Source organism: Phocaeicola faecium, from assembly GCF_014837055.1.
Lineage (GTDB): Bacteria > Bacteroidota > Bacteroidia > Bacteroidales > Bacteroidaceae > Phocaeicola > Phocaeicola gallinarum.
In genome coordinates this window covers 25091-40920 of sequence record NZ_JACSPQ010000011.1, presented here as the reverse complement: position 1 = coordinate 40920, position 15830 = coordinate 25091, and the positions used below count along the sequence as shown (strand labels likewise).

Genomic DNA, 15830 nt, shown 5'->3' with positions numbered 1-15830 from the left:
ATCCTCAATTTGCGGTGCAAAGGTAGACTTTTCTTTTGAATCTTACAAATTTATCACCCGTTTTTTCGATAATCGGCTGTATTCACCGAATTTGTATTATCTTTAAAGCCCAATTTTCACATAAAAAGAACAACGTATGAAAACTATGAAAATGCTTGCCGCACTTTGCGGCTGCTGCCTGATGATGACTGCACAGGCACAACAGGCTATGTATGACTTGGTATGGGAGGACAACTTCAGCGGGCGGACCTTCGACGAACAGTGCTGGAGCAAGATTCCACGGGGAGGAGCGGACTGGAACCGGCACATGTCGGATGCCGACTTCCTCTACGAAGTAAAAGACGGGAATTTAGTGCTGCACGGCACGGTCAACAACGGCAAGGTGCCGCAAGATACGGCTCGCTTCATCACGGGCGGACTCTTTACCAAAGGGAAGGTAAACATCGGGTACGGGAAAGTGGAAGTCTGTGCCAAATTAGGACGCGCACAAGGGGCTTGGCCTGCCATCTGGATGCTGCCCGAAACGGGAAAATGGCCCAACGGGGGCGAGATAGACATCATGGAGCACCTCAACCACGACAGCATCGCTTACCAGACCGTACATTCGTATTACACGCACATATTAAAGGAGAAGAACAACCCGCCGCACGGAGGTACCGGAACGATAGACCGCGACGGTTATAATACCTATGGTGTGGAAATTCTGCCCGACAGCCTCGTGTTTTCCATCAACGGACAAAGAACATTCGCTTACCCGCGCATCGAGACAGACAAAGAGGGGCAGTATCCTTTCGGCACGCCCTATTACCTGCTGATAGACATGCAGATAGAGGGTTCATGGGTAGGGAAGGCAAAACCCGAAGAACTTCCGGTGGAGATGATGGTAGACTGGGTAAAGATCTATAAGCTCAGGGAAGAATAACGGAAGCCTCCGGAGGTCTCTCGTCAGGAGTACCGCCGGGGAAAACGGAGCAGGATGCTGAGCAGCGCCACCACGCCCAGCAGCATGGGGTAATACAGGTAACCGATGATGCTGAGGGGCGACAGTCCGGTAAGTCCGGCAGCTATCAGCATCTGTGCGCCGTAAGGGATAACGCCCTGCACCACACACGAGAAGATGTCGAGGATGCTGGCGCTCTTGCGTTTGTCGATGCGGTACTGCTCGGCAATGTTACTTGCCAGCGGGCCTACGGTAATGATGGCTATCGTGTTATTTGCCGTACATACGTTTGCCAAGCTCACCAGCGCAGCGATGCTCAGCTCGGCTCCACGCTTTCCGCGGATGTGTTTCGTCAGCACGTTCAAAATGTAATCCACCCCGCCGTTGAAGCGAATCAGCTCCAGCAGTCCGCCCGCCATCAGGGTGATGATAATCAGTTCGCCCATGCCGATAATCCCCTCTCCCATCGAGCCGAACCATCCGAACACGTCGAAACTGCCGTAACACATCCCCACGATGCCGGTCGACACGATGCCCAGCAGCAACACCAGCGTAACGTTGACACCCGCTATCGCCGTAGCCAGCACGATGAGGTAAGGAACCACCTTGCCCCACGCTATCTCTTGCACTTCGTATGCCGACTCGACACCCGACCCGCACACAATGTAGTAGACGAATACGATGAGGGCGGCAGGCAGGGCGATGAGCAGGTTGACACGGAATTTGTCGCGCATCACGCATCCCTGCGTGCGGGTGGCGGCGATGGTGGTATCGGATATAAACGACAGATTATCGCCAAAGAACGCCCCTCCTATCACCAACGCGGTAACGAGGGGAAGCATCCCGGGGTCGGTTTTTTCGGCGATGCCTGCCGCCACAGGCACCAGTGTAACGATGGTTCCCACCGACGTGCCGATAGAGAGCGAGATGAAGCACGAGGCGAGGAATACTCCGGCAAGCAGCAGATTATCGGGCAGGAGGTAAAGAGCGAGGTTGACCGTAGCATCAATGGCTCCCATCGTTTCTGCCGACTTAGCGAATGCTCCCGCAAGGATGAATATCCAAATCATGAGCATGATGTTCTTGTTAGCCGCTCCCGTAGAGTATTGCAGGATGCGGTCGTTCAGGCTCAATCCCTTCGTAATGGCAACGGCATAGACCGACGCTACCAAGAAGGCGATGGTGATAGGCACTTTATAGAAATCGTCGATAATGAGCGAAGTAACTAAATAGAGGCACAGAAACACCACAAGCGGACTGAGCGCCCATGCGCTGGGCTTGTTGACGATGGGGGTCAATTTATTCGGATTCATAGATAGTTTAGTGATTGGAAATGCAAAATTAGAGAAAATCTGCGAGATACATCCCCTCTATTCAATTTTTTATTTAGAGATATTCAACAAATGCCAATATACAGAATTTGAATTAACTTAAAACAATTAAAAAGCTAAGCAAACCAGAATAAAACCTATAATTACTAATAAAATTAAATACATTCCTTTATGGTTCCCACTTGCAGGAACAATAATATCTGCTAATTCTGATTGACGCTCATTTTGCTTATTATTTAACACAAGAGATTGTTTTTGCCTATTCATTTCATTGAAAGACACAAACTTTTCACCCGTTTCCAACCCATTAATTTGACTAGGTACTAGATTTCTTACTCCTATGATTTTATTGACAATCGTAAGATGGGCAGAATCCGGATTAACCACGTTTTTCATTGGCATTATCCACATACCGGAACATTCAAAAGCATGATTTAAAGTCACCACTATCAAATAATCAGCATTCTTACCTTTGAGTTTATTTAACCTTCTAGCCTCGGAAGTGCGTCTTCCGCTATCATATACCCTTCTTGTTTTAATTTCAAAAGTTAATCCTTTTTGATTTATTGCATCTAAACCTTTTTCATTTACGTTATTACATAATTTTAAATTCAAACGTCTACACGCATAATATTCACCAATATCTCCTACAACTCTGCGACTTCTGATAATATTTGCTTTTCGTAAACTCAAATAACTTAAAGCAAAATTCTTAATAGCACTTTTTTCTTTTTCTGACAATCTTAATAGATTCACATCTAAAGAATACATAGAAATAACGGAAGAATTAACATAATATTTTTCTGCACTTATCTCTTTAGAAGGAATTTTTAATATATACAGAGGATTATAATATTCATCAAAGTAGACAACTATTAGAAAGTCAAAGGCTAAACATTTTAAATTAGAAATACTGCAATTTAAACTTTTCTTAGTAAGAATCTTAGATTTGATTTGGTATTTATACCCTTGAGAACATTTAGCATCATATGCTTTAGTTGATTTTCCTACTAAACGAAGATTAAAATACTTGGAAGCTATAAATTCTCCAATTTCCCCTGTAAAACTATCTGTACGGATTATCCCTAAATTGAAAAGTTCGTCACTGCAATTTGCAAAATCTTTCAATAAAATCTCCCTTGCTAATATCTGCTCCCCCATAATATATTTTGTCTTTCTATTTATAGATTGCAAAAATACAAATTCAGAAACTATTTAAATTATCTTCATGTACATTTTATGGGAAAAATAGAGTTGTCGTTTAAATCTTGCTCTGATTTAATTTAAGAGTTTTTTCTGCTCTATAAAGAAGATAGCAAACTGTCTGTAATTTAGAACGGAGCAACAGACTGGAAACTAACTCAAATTGAAGCAAACGAAATTACTTTATTGGAAAATTTAAACAACACACTCTTAGTTTTTATTATTTAATCAACTCTGCATTTAGCCTAAAAGCATTTGAATCAATTCCCATTTGATAAATCTTTATATCCGGATTCAGCTTTCGGGCAACACTTATTATTTTCGATTTTTCATCGGTATCCATATTTACTCCCAAATAAACGGACTCAAAACATTCACCTCCTATTTTAGGAAAAGCTCGAACCTCCTTCCAATCAATCGGACCTTTATCATCATTTTGCCATGGCAATAATGCCATATATGTAGGAAAAGGATCTAAAATAAATAACCTGACCTCTTGCTCATGCTCCCAAGCCTTTGCCTTAGTGGATATCTGATAACGGAAAAAATCTTTTGCATCTCTGAAATAATCCGGTTTTTCTACAATATCTTTATATTGTACTTCCACTTCGGCACAACCTATCATAGTTCCACCCAACATGCGAGAAAGATATTTCCTGCTTCTTTCCATATCCAAACCGATACAGATACCTTTGTGCTTGCTATAATAGCTCCACATCAATATGGAATCATATACTTTAGACAAGCTACATATCCATGCCTCTTCTCTTATTCTCCGAAACGGGTCTCGTTTTAATTCTTCAATAATTTCCGGCGTCCATCCTCTACACGCTTCTTTCGGAACGTTAGAGAAATCAATCAGTGAGGGATGGCAATCAAACGGGTCATTCAACTGCGTAGCATTGGTAAATTGAATATCACTATTTTGCAACATCATCAATCCACCGTTAAAATCAAGGTACTTATATAATTTAGCTTCTCCCATAAATTCATTTATTTAGTTCTCAATAAATCATCTACAATCGCACTCAATGGTTAGATGTTTAAATCAACATCTCCATATTGGGCGGGTTACATTTGTAACCCATTTGAAATTTATAGTAAAACTCTGCCTTACTATTCGGAGAACCACTTAAAAAGAGTTCTCCGATGACATATAAAAATACTACGAATAGCATCACTCAACTCATGCGGATAAGTTTACCAATTCTATCCGTAAGACTCATCGGTCTGCCCGCTTGTTTTTCAAGCCCCAAACACCACCTTTGTCTTTCTCTGTAAAAACAGATTTAATACGAGTTCCATAAATTACATTCCGTATTAATTGTATCTAACCTGATAGAGCTACTAAGATAGAAAATTATTTAGAAATATATCCGCTCATCTCAAAGTATATTACATCAACCGATAAAAGAACAAGAAAAATCCGGAAAACATCAACACAAAAAGATAACATAATACTCCTTCACACAATCGACGTGACATTAAAAAGCAAATCCAATCCCGCCACAAAATCAAGCCCAACCTCTGCCTTTCGCCAATGCGCGAGTAAAGAATCATAACACGGTGAGACTGTACGTTCCTTGCCCCGGAGCGGAAAACCGACCGAAGCGTATTTTTGCTTTCTACTGATAATCAGTCTTTTAGTGAAAACTATTTTTAGGGTGAGCCACTTTAACAACTATTTTAGACATACTTAACAATATGTATATCAGCTCGATACAGAGGGTAGTGTGACACGAGTGAGCCACCTGCCGTACCACCCTCTCTATATATTATATAAAGAAAGAAATAATAAGCAAGGTAAGTTTTACGGAGAAAACTTCCACAATACATTTGTTTGGATGAAAAAATATTGACAAGCCAACTATCGGGTTTACGTCAGATAGTCCAGCTCCTTTTTCATGCTTACCAGTTCCTCGCGGATTCGCTTCAGCCGTTCCACGATTTCGGCATTGTTCATCGCCGCATCCTTGTTTTGCTTCAAGCGCTGTTTGGCACCCGCAAGCGTCATGCCTTTCTCTTTTACCAAGTGATAGACCAGCCGCACGTTTTCAATGTCTTCTTTGCGGTACTGGCGGATGTTCCCGCCTGCCTTGCGGGGCGCGATGAAGGGAAACTCTTTTTCCCAATAGCGGAGGAGCGACTCGGCTACACCGAACATCTTCGCCACCTCGCCGATGGAGTAGTATAATTTCAGTTCTTTTTCCGGACGTAATGCCATAATGCTGCAATGTTTTTGTTTCAGGGTTAAAGATTAATCGTACACTTTGCCGTGATTTGCCGCCATTTCCACCATGCGGTCGTACTCGTCGGCGGTGAGGTCCATGAAGTAGTAGTTCACGGGATTTACCACCTGTCCCTTTACGTGAACTTCGTAATGGAGGTGCGGCCCGGTGCTTTTTCCGGTGCTCCCCACCTCGCCGATGGTTTCTCCGCGCTTCACCTGCTGCCCTACCTTCACGCTGATTTTGTTCAGATGAGCATATCGGGTGGTATAACCAAACCCGTGGTCTATCACGATACATTTGCCATACAGTCCGTCCCATCCCGCCTGCACCACTTTCCCGTTTCCGGTTACGTAGACGGGCGTACCCACGTTTGCCGAGAAGTCCATCCCGGAGTGAAACTTCAGCGTCTTGTATATCGGGTCGATGCGCATCCCGTAGCCCGACGCCGTTTGCTTCAGGTTCTTGTTCGCCACGGGCTGAATGGCGGGGATGCAGGTCAGCATCTCGTCGTGCTGCTTACAGAGGTCGACCACCTCGTCGAACGATTTCGACTGCACGTAAATCTGCCTTGCCAGCAAGTCCATCTTCTGCGTGGTGTTTACCACCAGCTCGGCATTCGCCATGTCCGTCAGCTCCTCGTAACGGTTTGTTTCGCCGTAGCTCGCCGTCCGCAGCCCGTCGGCCACGGGGTCTGCCTGCATGATAAACCGGTAAAGGTTATCGTCGCGCTGCTGCAAGCGTTTCATTACTTCGAGCGCCTCGTTCAGCCGGTGCGAGAGGATGTTATACTGCGCCTGAAGGCGTGCGTTCTCGGTGCGGAGGTCTTTCTCGGAGGGCGACCCGAAAATGAACAGCAGCAACAGGAAACTGCCTGCCCCCAGACCGATACCGAGCATCAGGCGGCGCACGTAGCTCAGCATCCGCTGTCGGATGGTGGGGTATATACGGTCGTAAGTACGGGTTTTAGGGTTGTAGATATAATAAACTTTACGCATTCAAATCTGATTTTGAAAAAAAATAAGAGACCAAACTCCAAGTTTTTGCGTCAAACATACGGACAAAAATAATAAAACCGATTATCTTTGCAAACCGATTTTGAGAATATTAACTACAAGTACTTTATAGACGATATGTTAACAGCTAATGAAATCCGCGACTCGTTTGTTAAGTTTTTCGAGTCGAAAGGACATCAGATTGTGCCTTCGGCACCGATGGTCATCAAGGATGACCCTACGCTGATGTTTACCAATGCAGGCATGAACCAGTTTAAAGACATCATACTGGGCAACCATCCGGCGAAATACAAGCGTGTTACCGACTCGCAGAAGTGTCTTCGCGTAAGCGGAAAACACAACGACTTGGAGGAAGTGGGACACGATACTTACCATCATACGATGTTCGAGATGTTAGGCAACTGGTCATTCGGCGACTATTTCAAGAAAGAAGCCATCAGTTGGGCATGGGAGTTCTTGGTAGACGTGCTGAAGATAGACCCTGCCAACCTCTATGCCACCGTGTTCGAAGGCAGTCCTGCCGAAGGGCTGGAGCGCGACAACGAGGCGGCTTCGTACTGGGAACAGTTCATGCCCGCCGACCACATCATCAACGGAAACAAGCATGACAACTTCTGGGAGATGGGCGACACGGGTCCGTGCGGTCCTTGCTCGGAAATCCATATCGACCTGCGTCCGGAAGAAGAGCGCGCCAAAGTGCCGGGCCGTGAGCTGGTGAACCATGACCATCCGCAGGTTATCGAAATCTGGAACCTCGTGTTCATGCAGTATAACCGCAAGGCGGACGGAAGCCTCGAACCCCTGCCGGCTAAGGTTATCGACACGGGTATGGGATTCGAACGTCTGTGCATGGCTATGCAGGGCAAACGCTCGAACTATGACACCGACGTGTTCCAGCCCATCATCAAGGTAATCGGCGACTTGGCGGGAACTACCTACGGCAAGGACGAAAAGACGGACGTGGCAATGCGTGTAGTGGCAGACCACGTGCGTACCATCGCTTTCTCTATCACCGACGGCCAGCTCCCCTCGAATGCCAAAGCGGGCTACGTAATCCGCCGCATCCTGCGCCGCGCCGTGCGTTACGCTTACACGTTCTTGGGTCAGAAGCAGGCGTTCATCTACAAGTTAGTGCCTGTGTTGGTAGAAAACATGGGCGGGGCTTATCCCGAACTGAAAGCGCAGCAAACGCTCATCGAAAAGGTTATCAAGGAGGAAGAAGAAGCCTTCTTGCGCACGCTAGAGACGGGTATCCGCCTGCTTGACAAGATGATGGCAGACGCGAAAGCCGCCGGAAAGACGGAAATCAGCGGCGTGGATGCCTTTACGCTGTATGACACGTTCGGCTTCCCCTTCGACCTCACCGAACTGATTCTCCGCGAAAACGGACTGACTGCCGATGTGAAGGGCTTCGAGGTGGAAATGAAGAAACAGAAAGAGCGCGCACGTAACGCTGCCGCCGTTGAAACGGGCGACTGGGTGACGCTGAAAGAGGGCGAAACCACGTTCGTGGGCTACGACTATACGGAGTATGAAACCTCCATCCTGCGCTACCGTCAGGTGAAGCAGAAGAACCAGACGCTGTATCAAATCGTGCTGAGCGAAACACCGTTCTACGCCGAAAGCGGAGGTCAGGTAGGCGATACGGGTGTGCTGGTCAACGAATTTGAAAGCATCGACATCATCGACACGAAGAAAGAAAACAACCTGCCGATACACATTGCCAAGAAACTGCCCGAACACCTCGACGCACCGATGATGGCTTGTGTGGATACGGAGAAGCGTGCCGCGTGTGCAGCCAACCACTCTTGTACCCACCTGCTTGACGAGGCTTTGCGTCAGGTACTGGGTACGCACGTAGAACAGAAAGGTTCGCTCGTTACACCGGACAGCCTGCGCTTCGACTTCTCTCACTTCCAGAAAGTAACGCCGGAACAGCTCCGCGAGGTGGAACACTTGGTGAACGCCAAAATCCGTGAAGACATCCCGCTGACGGAATACCGCAACCTGCCCATCGAAAAGGCTCGCGAGTTAGGAGCCATCGCCCTCTTCGGCGAAAAATACGGCGACGAAGTGCGCGTGGTTCAGTTTGGTTCGTCTATCGAGTTCTGCGGCGGTACACACGTATCGGCAACCGGAAAAATCGGTATGGTGAAGATTCTGTCGGAAAGTTCGGTAGCAGCCGGGGTTCGACGCATCGAAGCCATCACCGGAGCAAAGGTGGAAGAGATGTTCGATGCCGTACAGGATACCATCGCCGACCTGAAGGCGCTGTTTAACAACGCTCCCGACCTGAAAGCTGCCATCGCCAAGTACATCGACGAAAACGCCGGACTGAAGAAGCAGATGGAAGCATTCATGAAGGAAAAAGAAGCTGCGGTGAAAGCTAAGCTGATAGAGTCGGCAAAAGAAATCCACGGCGTGAAGGTTATCAAAGCCGTACTGCCCATGCCGGCAGACGCGGTGAAGAACATCGCTTTCCAACTGAAAGGTCAGATAACGGAAAACCTGTTTGTGGTAATCGGCAGCGTGCACGATGACAAACCGCTGCTTACGGTAACCATGAGCGACGACCAAGTGAAGGCAGGACTGAACGCCGGACAATTAGTGCGCGAGGCTGCGAAACTGATTCAGGGCGGCGGAGGCGGACAGCCTCACTTTGCTACGGCGGGAGGCAAGAACCCCGACGGACTGAGCGCAGCGGTAGACAAGGTGGTGGAGCTTGCAGGGTTCTAAAAGAAAAAAACGCAGGAAAAAGATTTGGATATTCCAAACTTTTGACCCACCTTTGCAGCGACCTGACAGATAAATGCGTTTTGTAATCCTCATCGGAGGGCAAAATAAAAAGCCGGATAAGATGACTGGGTAAAACCAATCAACTTATCCGGCTTTTTTCATGTAAACATAAACACAAATTTGAGTATGAAAGAACTGGATTTGACACAGGGAAGCGTTCCGAAGGTGCTGCTGCGGTTCGCGATGCCTTTTCTTATCGCCAACGTGCTTCAGGCGCTGTATGGCGGTGCAGACTTATTCGTGGTGGGACAGTATGACGATGCTGCCAGCGTAGCGGGCGTCGCCATCGGCAGCCAAGTGATGCAGACCATTACGGGTATCATCCTCGGGCTGACCACGGGGACTACCATCCTGATAGCGATGGGAACGGGAGCGAAAGACGACCGGAAGGTGGCTGCCACCATCGGCACGTCGGTTTATTTCTTCACGGTGACGGGGATTATACTTACCCTTGTGATGGTATTGTTCCACCGTCCCATCGCCGCACTGATGCACACGCCGGAGGAAGCGATGGCAGACACGCTTCATTACATCCTGATTTGCTCGGCGGGGATTCCGTTCATCATGGGCTATAACGTGGTATGCGGTATCCTGCGCGGACTGGGCGACTCGAAGTCGCCGCTCTACTTCGTGGGGCTGGCGTGTATAATCAATATCGGTGCCGACTTCCTCCTCGTGGGCGGATTCGGGATGCGTGCAGCAGGAGCCGCCATCGCCACGGTACTCTCGCAAGGCATCAGTTTCCTTACCGCGCTGTGGTTTCTTCACCGCCGGGGATTCCATTTCGAGTTTACCCGCCGCGACATCCGTTTCCACAAAGACCTCTCACGGCGCATCGTTACGCTCGGCGCACCCATCGCCCTTCAAGATGCGCTTATCAACGTATCGTTTCTGATAATCACCGTCATCGTCAACCAGATGGGTGTCATCGCTTCGGCTTCGCTGGGCGTGGTAGAGAAAATCATCATCTTCGCCATGCTTCCGCCCACGGCTATGGCTGCGGCAGTGGCCACCATGACGGCTCAAAACTACGGTGCGGGACTGATTCAGCGCATGAGCCGCTGCCTGTATTCCGGCATCGGCATCTCGCTGGTATTCGGCGTGTCGGTATGCGTGTACTCACAGTTCCTGCCCGAAACGCTGACAGGCATTTTCACGAACGACCCCGCCGTGATAGAAATGGCAGCCGGATACCTGCGCGGATACAGCATCGACTGCGTGATGGTGAGCTTCGTGTTCTGCATCAACTCTTACTTCAGCGGGCAGGGCAACTCGTGGTTCCCCATGATACACAGCATGATTGCCACCTTCCTGTTCCGTATCCCCCTCTCCTACCTGTGCGGTAAGATTGACCCTACCGACTTGGTACTGATGGGATACGCCCCGCCGCTCTCCACCATCGTATCGCTGCTGATATGCTTCTGGTACTTGAGGCGGAACAATCGGAAACTGCAAAACCGGATGGCTGCGCGGTAGCGGAAAAACCACTTCACGCCTCCGATAAAAAGGGGATAACGGATTTTTTCGCAAAATATTCGGCGTATTAACAGAACGTTTTGCGAATTTGAACGTTCTCACTGACGATTAGAATTGGCTTTGAGTAGCACAATGTAGCATAAGGAAAGAAAATGAATTTAAGTGAATTATAGCAATAAATGCACTTCTAAACCATTACCCGACATCAAATGCACATTAGCTATAGCAGTCTCTATTTCTGTATTTTATATTGCTTTATATTATTTAAAAGCTATATATAAAGGAGCGAAAATATAGAGTTTACTCTAAAACCAATTCAGAAGCAAAGAAAATCATTAAAAAACAGATGATTATCGCAAAAATCCTCTACTTTTGTAATCGGATTAAGCTTACCCCTTTCAAGACATGAAAATGAAACACTAATATAAACCTCAACAATATGGATAAAACTATTATTAAAGCAAAAAAGGTAGAATGTATTATAGGCTTGTTTTTCTTGCTACCTCCTGTTTTAGGAGTATTTGTATTCATTCTTCAGCTATTTGAACGAGCTACTAATTTTTTTTGGATGCTTTCTAGTCGAGGTGGAGGTATCTATTTGGGACTAATGGCAATAGCTGGAGTTTATTTGATTAAAGACTCTTTCTACATATTCTTTGTCAAAGACGAATAAAAATTAAGATTGTAAAACAAGTTGCAGCAACTATTTGTAGGTGACGTATATATTAAGAAAACAACCGCCAAACATATATAAAGAGGTTGTTTTTTTACTTTTACAATAAGATTAGAATTATGGAAATAACTGAGGATGAATTAAAGTTAAGGTTGGATAGAATAAATAGCTGGATTAATAATTGTGATCAAAAAGCAAGTATTCTATTAGCGGTTGAAGGAATCGTAGTCACTATCTTGTGCACATCTGATTATATAAGTTGGATACGTCAAAAACTTATATTTCCAATATACTACTATTATGAGACGAGGAATGGAGAATTTTCATTAATCAATGCTATTCAATTATGTTTACTTACTGTCATGCTTGTCTTGATTGTATCTTCTATCTTTTATTCTCTTCAAGTTATAAAAGGGACAACAGATCCGAGTCTGTTTAAACAATCTGGATTGACTGAAAAGTCATTATTACATTTTACATCTATATCAAGCGAAAGTTTTAATAATTTTAAAAGAGCGACTATAAACCAGTCTAATGAATCAATGTTGAATGATTTGTTGTCACAGATATATATAAATTCATCTATTTGCACTACTAAGTTTAAATATCATAAAAAATCAGTGTATTATTTTTGCTGGTTTCTATTTTTACTTGTTTTTATATCAGTCATTCTATTTGTGATTAAATAGCTTATGAATCTAAAAGACTTTATAACAAATGTGAGAAATATGATAAATGATGTACGCACAAAAAACTTCACATACAGTACATCATCAAAAGTTCCTTCTTTATCCGATTGTGATTTGACATATGAAAGTGGAGAGGCAAAAAAAGGTAAATGTATTGAAACATGCGTATTGTTTGTTGATATTCGAAATTCTGTAGAATTGACCCGCAAACATAATACCGAAACGATGGGGCGGATTTATACTACATTTACCAAAGGGGTGCTTAGTGCTGCAAGAGAACATGATGGATATGTTAGGAATATTATAGGAGACAGAGTGATGGTTGTATTTCCTGTTGAAGACTGTTTTATCAATGCTGTAAATTGTGCTATTACAATCAATCATATCTCTCAAATGATTAACGAAACATTTTCCGATGTTGATTTTCATTGTGGTATAGGTATTGATTATGGGAAAATGCGAGTGATAAAAGTCGGTATTGAACGCAAAGGAGACGAAAACACAGAGAATAAAGGATTGGTTTGGGTTGGCAAACCTGCTAATTTCGCTTCCCGCCTTACCGATTTTGCAGGAAAAACGGTAGAAGACGAATTTTATGACGTAACTGGAGATTTCCATCATTATAACCCATTTGTAATACCACCATTCTTTAGTAAACCACATGATGAATGGTATAAAGAACGTAAAAAACTAACAGCTGAACAATTTGCGCATGAATTATGCTATTCAAACATTCGTAATATATCTTCACTTGAGAAAAAAACAGAATCATACAAATACAGTTCTATATTGATTTCAGATAAAGTACATAAGGAATACATAAAACAACGCCCTCAAGAATCTAAGCATTGGAAACAAGAAACAAGAGAAATAAAAGATATATCATATAGAGTATGGGGAGCAAATTTACGTTGGAAACTACCATGAATATCCTATAATTGAATATTATAAAAACAATGATTAATCACAGAATTGCAACTGTTAACCAACCTTATTCTTAAAAAAACACTCATAAGAAGCTTATTTCTAATATATTCCTATTTTAATATCGTTTTTTTCGCAAAATATTCAGCAAATATTTTTGTGTTTCCAAGCAATCCATTATATTTGTGTACAATTTTAGTGTAGTAATGACGGAAGAAGACAAGAAGCTATTAAACACTTTCGAAGGAAAACTGCGGCATTTACTCTTGCTTTACGAAGAAGTAAAAAAAGAAAATGCCTCGCTTCGGGAACTTCTTGCAGAAAAAGACAACGAAATTCTGCGCATGGAAAATAGCCGGAAAGAATTGGAAGAAAAGTACACTAACTTGAAAATGGCGCGCATAATCAGTATCAACGACAGTGAACTCCGCGATACGAAACAACGGTTGGCGCGCTTGGTGCGTGAAGTCGATAAATGTATCGCCATGTTGAACGAATAGCAAAAAACGATACGGATATGGACGATAAACAGAATATAAGTTTGTGGGTAGGCAATCAACTGTTTGAACTAATCGTCCCACGTGAGGACGAAAAGTTATACCGCGATGCTGCCAAACTAATAAAAGATAAACTAAACAGATACCGCCGGGAATACCCGAGCTTTACTACCGACCGGATTTGGGCTATGTCGATGCTTGAACTGTCGTTTCAGTACGTGATGGTGAAAGACCGCAACGATACGCAACCTTTTATTGACAAAATAAAAGAACTGACAACCGACATCGACCAGTGCATCGGGACAGGGGAATAGGTAGCTGTTTAGCAAATAGAAACACGAAGAGACTCACGCACAGACCTCAGAGCCGGAATATCGGCAGACGAGGTTTGTGCGTTTTTATTTATATATTATTAAAACAGTAACGAGATGACAGTTATATTAGTGGTTGTGGCCTTCCTCGTAGGAGGGGCTCTTTCATATTGTTTTTTCAAGTATGGCTTGAAATCAAAATATGATTCGATTATTAAAGAGGCGGAAAACGAAGCGGAAGTAATCAAGAAAAACAAACTTTTGGAGGTGAAGGAGAAATTCCTGAACAAGAAAGCTGACTTGGAGAAGGAAGTGGCTGCACGAAACCAAAAGATTCAGCAGGCGGAAAACAAACTGAAACAACGCGAAATGGTGTTGAACCAGAAAAACGAGGAGTTACAGCGCAAACGGAATGAAACGGAAGCTATCCGCGAAAATCTTGAAGCGCAGATGACTATCATCGAAAAGAAAAAGGAGGAACTGGACGAACTTCAGTCGCAGGAACGCACGAAGCTGGAAACGCTTTCGGGATTATCTGCCGAAGAAGCCAAAGAGCGTTTGGTGGAATCGCTGAAAGAGGAGGCTAAAACGCAGGCGCAGTCGTACATCAACGACATCATGGACGATGCCAAACTGACTGCCAACCGCGAGGCGAAACGCATCGTGATTCAGTCTATCCAGCGTGTAGCTGCTGAAACAGCCATCGAAAACTCGGTGACGGTATTCCACATCGAATCGGACGAAATCAAAGGACGCATCATCGGACGCGAAGGACGTAACATCCGCGCATTGGAGGCTGCTACGGGAGTGGAAATCGTAGTAGACGATACGCCCGAAGCAATCGTTCTCTCGGCATTCGACCCGGTTCGCCGCGAAATTGCCCGCTTGGCGCTTCACCAATTAGTTACCGACGGACGTATCCACCCGGCACGCATCGAGGAGGTGGTTGCCAAAGTACGCAAGCAGGTGGAAGACGAAATCATCGAAACCGGAAAGCGCACTACCATCGACTTGGGTATCCACGGATTGCATCCTGAACTTATCCGTATCATCGGTAAAATGAAATATCGCTCATCGTACGGACAGAATCTGTTGCAGCACGCACGCGAAACCGCCAACTTGTGTGCGGTCATGGCATCTGAGCTGGGACTGAATCCGAAGAAAGCCAAACGTGCGGGATTGCTTCATGATATTGGTAAAGTGCCCGATGAAGAACCGGAATTGCCACACGCACTGCTGGGTATGAAGCTCGCCGAGAAGTACAAGGAAAAACCGGATATCTGCAACGCTATCGGTGCTCACCACGATGAAATAGAAATGACCAGCCTGCTGGCTCCTATCGTTCAGGTATGTGATGCCATCTCAGGAGCGCGTCCGGGCGCACGCCGCGAAATCGTAGAAGCGTACATCAAGCGTTTGAACGACCTTGAACAGTTGGCTATGTCGTATCCGGGGGTTACCAAGACGTATGCTATTCAGGCAGGCCGCGAACTCCGCGTAATCGTAGGTGCAGATAAGATTGACGACAAGCAAACAGAAAACTTGTCTGCCGAAATCGCTAAGAAGATTCAAGACGAAATGACTTATCCGGGACAGGTTAAGATTACGGTAATCCGCGAAACACGCGCCGTAAGTTTTGCCAAGTAACTCAAGTCCTGCTGATATTCCAATACAGAAAGAGAGGAAGAACAGACGAATGTTTCCGATACGGATGACGCTGTTCTCCCTCTCTTTTTATGTGCATAC

At 45.1% G+C, this 15830-nt stretch carries 14 protein-coding genes; 9 read left to right on the top strand and 5 right to left on the bottom strand.

The features are described from left to right. The first annotated feature begins 136 nt into the window (after positions 1 to 136). Positions 137 to 922, top strand: coding sequence for a glycoside hydrolase family 16 protein (locus tag H9626_RS10225; protein ID WP_191710438.1), 786 nt, complete (start codon positions 137 to 139; stop codon positions 920 to 922). Positions 923 to 945: 23 nt separating this feature from the next. On the opposite strand, the gene H9626_RS10220 is transcribed toward H9626_RS10225, so the two are convergent. The 5 genes from H9626_RS10220 to H9626_RS10200 form a co-directional block, all read right to left on the bottom strand. Beyond that, on the bottom strand, positions 946 to 2253 hold the full coding sequence (locus H9626_RS10220; RefSeq protein ID WP_191710437.1) for a Na+/H+ antiporter NhaC family protein: 1308 nt from the start codon (positions 2251 to 2253) through the stop codon (positions 946 to 948). A gap of 126 nt (positions 2254 to 2379) precedes the next feature. Then, positions 2380 to 3432, bottom strand: coding sequence for a DUF6998 domain-containing protein (locus H9626_RS10215; RefSeq protein ID WP_191710436.1), 1053 nt, complete (start codon positions 3430 to 3432; stop codon positions 2380 to 2382). A 262-nt stretch (positions 3433 to 3694) separates the two neighbouring features. After that, complete coding sequence (locus H9626_RS10210; RefSeq protein ID WP_191710435.1) at positions 3695 to 4459, bottom strand: DUF2971 domain-containing protein; 765 nt, start codon at positions 4457 to 4459, stop codon at positions 3695 to 3697. 891 nt (positions 4460 to 5350) lie between these two features. Next, the gene (locus H9626_RS10205) at positions 5351 to 5698 is read right to left on the bottom strand and encodes a MerR family transcriptional regulator (RefSeq protein WP_178255831.1); all 348 of its coding nucleotides are present in this window, start codon (positions 5696 to 5698) and stop codon (positions 5351 to 5353) included. A 33-nt stretch (positions 5699 to 5731) separates the two neighbouring features. Further along, entirely contained in the window at positions 5732 to 6700 is a 969-nt protein-coding gene (locus H9626_RS10200) for a M23 family metallopeptidase (protein ID WP_178255832.1), read from the bottom strand. A 135-nt stretch (positions 6701 to 6835) separates the two neighbouring features. Between H9626_RS10200 and alaS the strand changes: the two genes are divergently transcribed. The 8 genes from alaS (at position 6836) to rny (ending at position 15731) form a co-directional block, all read left to right on the top strand. Further along, positions 6836 to 9454 carry an alanine--tRNA ligase gene (gene alaS, locus H9626_RS10195; RefSeq protein WP_191710434.1) on the top strand — a complete coding sequence of 873 codons (2619 nt, stop codon included), beginning with the start codon at positions 6836 to 6838 and terminating at the stop codon, positions 9452 to 9454. Positions 9455 to 9640: 186 nt separating this feature from the next. Then, positions 9641 to 10990: an MATE family efflux transporter gene (locus H9626_RS10190; protein WP_191710433.1), complete on the top strand. Its 1350-nt coding sequence runs from the start codon at positions 9641 to 9643 to the stop codon at positions 10988 to 10990. 439 nt (positions 10991 to 11429) lie between these two features. Then, entirely contained in the window at positions 11430 to 11663 is a 234-nt protein-coding gene (locus H9626_RS10185; RefSeq protein ID WP_191710432.1) for a hypothetical protein, read from the top strand. 119 nt (positions 11664 to 11782) lie between these two features. Next, the gene (locus H9626_RS10180) at positions 11783 to 12352 is read left to right on the top strand and encodes a Pycsar system effector family protein (RefSeq protein WP_191710431.1); all 570 of its coding nucleotides are present in this window, start codon (positions 11783 to 11785) and stop codon (positions 12350 to 12352) included. Positions 12353 to 12355: 3 nt separating this feature from the next. After that, complete coding sequence (locus tag H9626_RS10175) at positions 12356 to 13279, top strand: adenylate/guanylate cyclase domain-containing protein (protein WP_225230958.1); 924 nt, start codon at positions 12356 to 12358, stop codon at positions 13277 to 13279. 203 nt (positions 13280 to 13482) lie between these two features. Next, complete coding sequence (locus tag H9626_RS10170; protein ID WP_178255850.1) at positions 13483 to 13776, top strand: coiled-coil domain-containing protein; 294 nt, start codon at positions 13483 to 13485, stop codon at positions 13774 to 13776. A 17-nt stretch (positions 13777 to 13793) separates the two neighbouring features. Further along, positions 13794 to 14087 (top strand): cell division protein ZapA, encoded by a 294-nt coding sequence (locus H9626_RS10165; RefSeq protein WP_178255835.1) that lies wholly within the window; start codon positions 13794 to 13796, stop codon positions 14085 to 14087. 114 nt (positions 14088 to 14201) lie between these two features. After that, positions 14202 to 15731, top strand: a complete 1530-nt coding sequence (gene rny / locus H9626_RS10160) for a ribonuclease Y (protein ID WP_178255836.1) — start codon at positions 14202 to 14204, stop codon at positions 15729 to 15731. Positions 15732 to 15830: the final 99 nt, after the last annotated feature.

What these genes read in the sequence shown, in the direction of transcription:
- H9626_RS10185 (WP_191710432.1), top strand. Translation starts at nt 11,430, where the DNA reads ATGGATAAAACTATTATTAAAGCAAAAAAGGTAGAATGTATTATAGGC.
- H9626_RS10210 (WP_191710435.1), bottom strand. Translation starts at nt 4,459, where the DNA reads ATGGGAGAAGCTAAATTATATAAGTACCTTGATTTTAACGGTGGATTG.
- H9626_RS10175 (WP_225230958.1), top strand. Translation starts at nt 12,356, where the DNA reads ATGAATCTAAAAGACTTTATAACAAATGTGAGAAATATGATAAATGAT.
- H9626_RS10220 (WP_191710437.1), bottom strand. Translation starts at nt 2,253, where the DNA reads ATGAATCCGAATAAATTGACCCCCATCGTCAACAAGCCCAGCGCATGG.
- H9626_RS10165 (WP_178255835.1), top strand. Translation starts at nt 13,794, where the DNA reads ATGGACGATAAACAGAATATAAGTTTGTGGGTAGGCAATCAACTGTTT.
- H9626_RS10170 (WP_178255850.1), top strand. Translation starts at nt 13,483, where the DNA reads ATGACGGAAGAAGACAAGAAGCTATTAAACACTTTCGAAGGAAAACTG.
- rny (WP_178255836.1), top strand. Translation starts at nt 14,202, where the DNA reads ATGACAGTTATATTAGTGGTTGTGGCCTTCCTCGTAGGAGGGGCTCTT.
- H9626_RS10180 (WP_191710431.1), top strand. Translation starts at nt 11,783, where the DNA reads ATGGAAATAACTGAGGATGAATTAAAGTTAAGGTTGGATAGAATAAAT.
- alaS (WP_191710434.1), top strand. Translation starts at nt 6,836, where the DNA reads ATGTTAACAGCTAATGAAATCCGCGACTCGTTTGTTAAGTTTTTCGAG.
- H9626_RS10205 (WP_178255831.1), bottom strand. Translation starts at nt 5,698, where the DNA reads ATGGCATTACGTCCGGAAAAAGAACTGAAATTATACTACTCCATCGGC.
- H9626_RS10200 (WP_178255832.1), bottom strand. Translation starts at nt 6,700, where the DNA reads ATGCGTAAAGTTTATTATATCTACAACCCTAAAACCCGTACTTACGAC.
- H9626_RS10215 (WP_191710436.1), bottom strand. Translation starts at nt 3,432, where the DNA reads ATGGGGGAGCAGATATTAGCAAGGGAGATTTTATTGAAAGATTTTGCA.
- H9626_RS10225 (WP_191710438.1), top strand. Translation starts at nt 137, where the DNA reads ATGAAAACTATGAAAATGCTTGCCGCACTTTGCGGCTGCTGCCTGATG.
- H9626_RS10190 (WP_191710433.1), top strand. Translation starts at nt 9,641, where the DNA reads ATGAAAGAACTGGATTTGACACAGGGAAGCGTTCCGAAGGTGCTGCTG.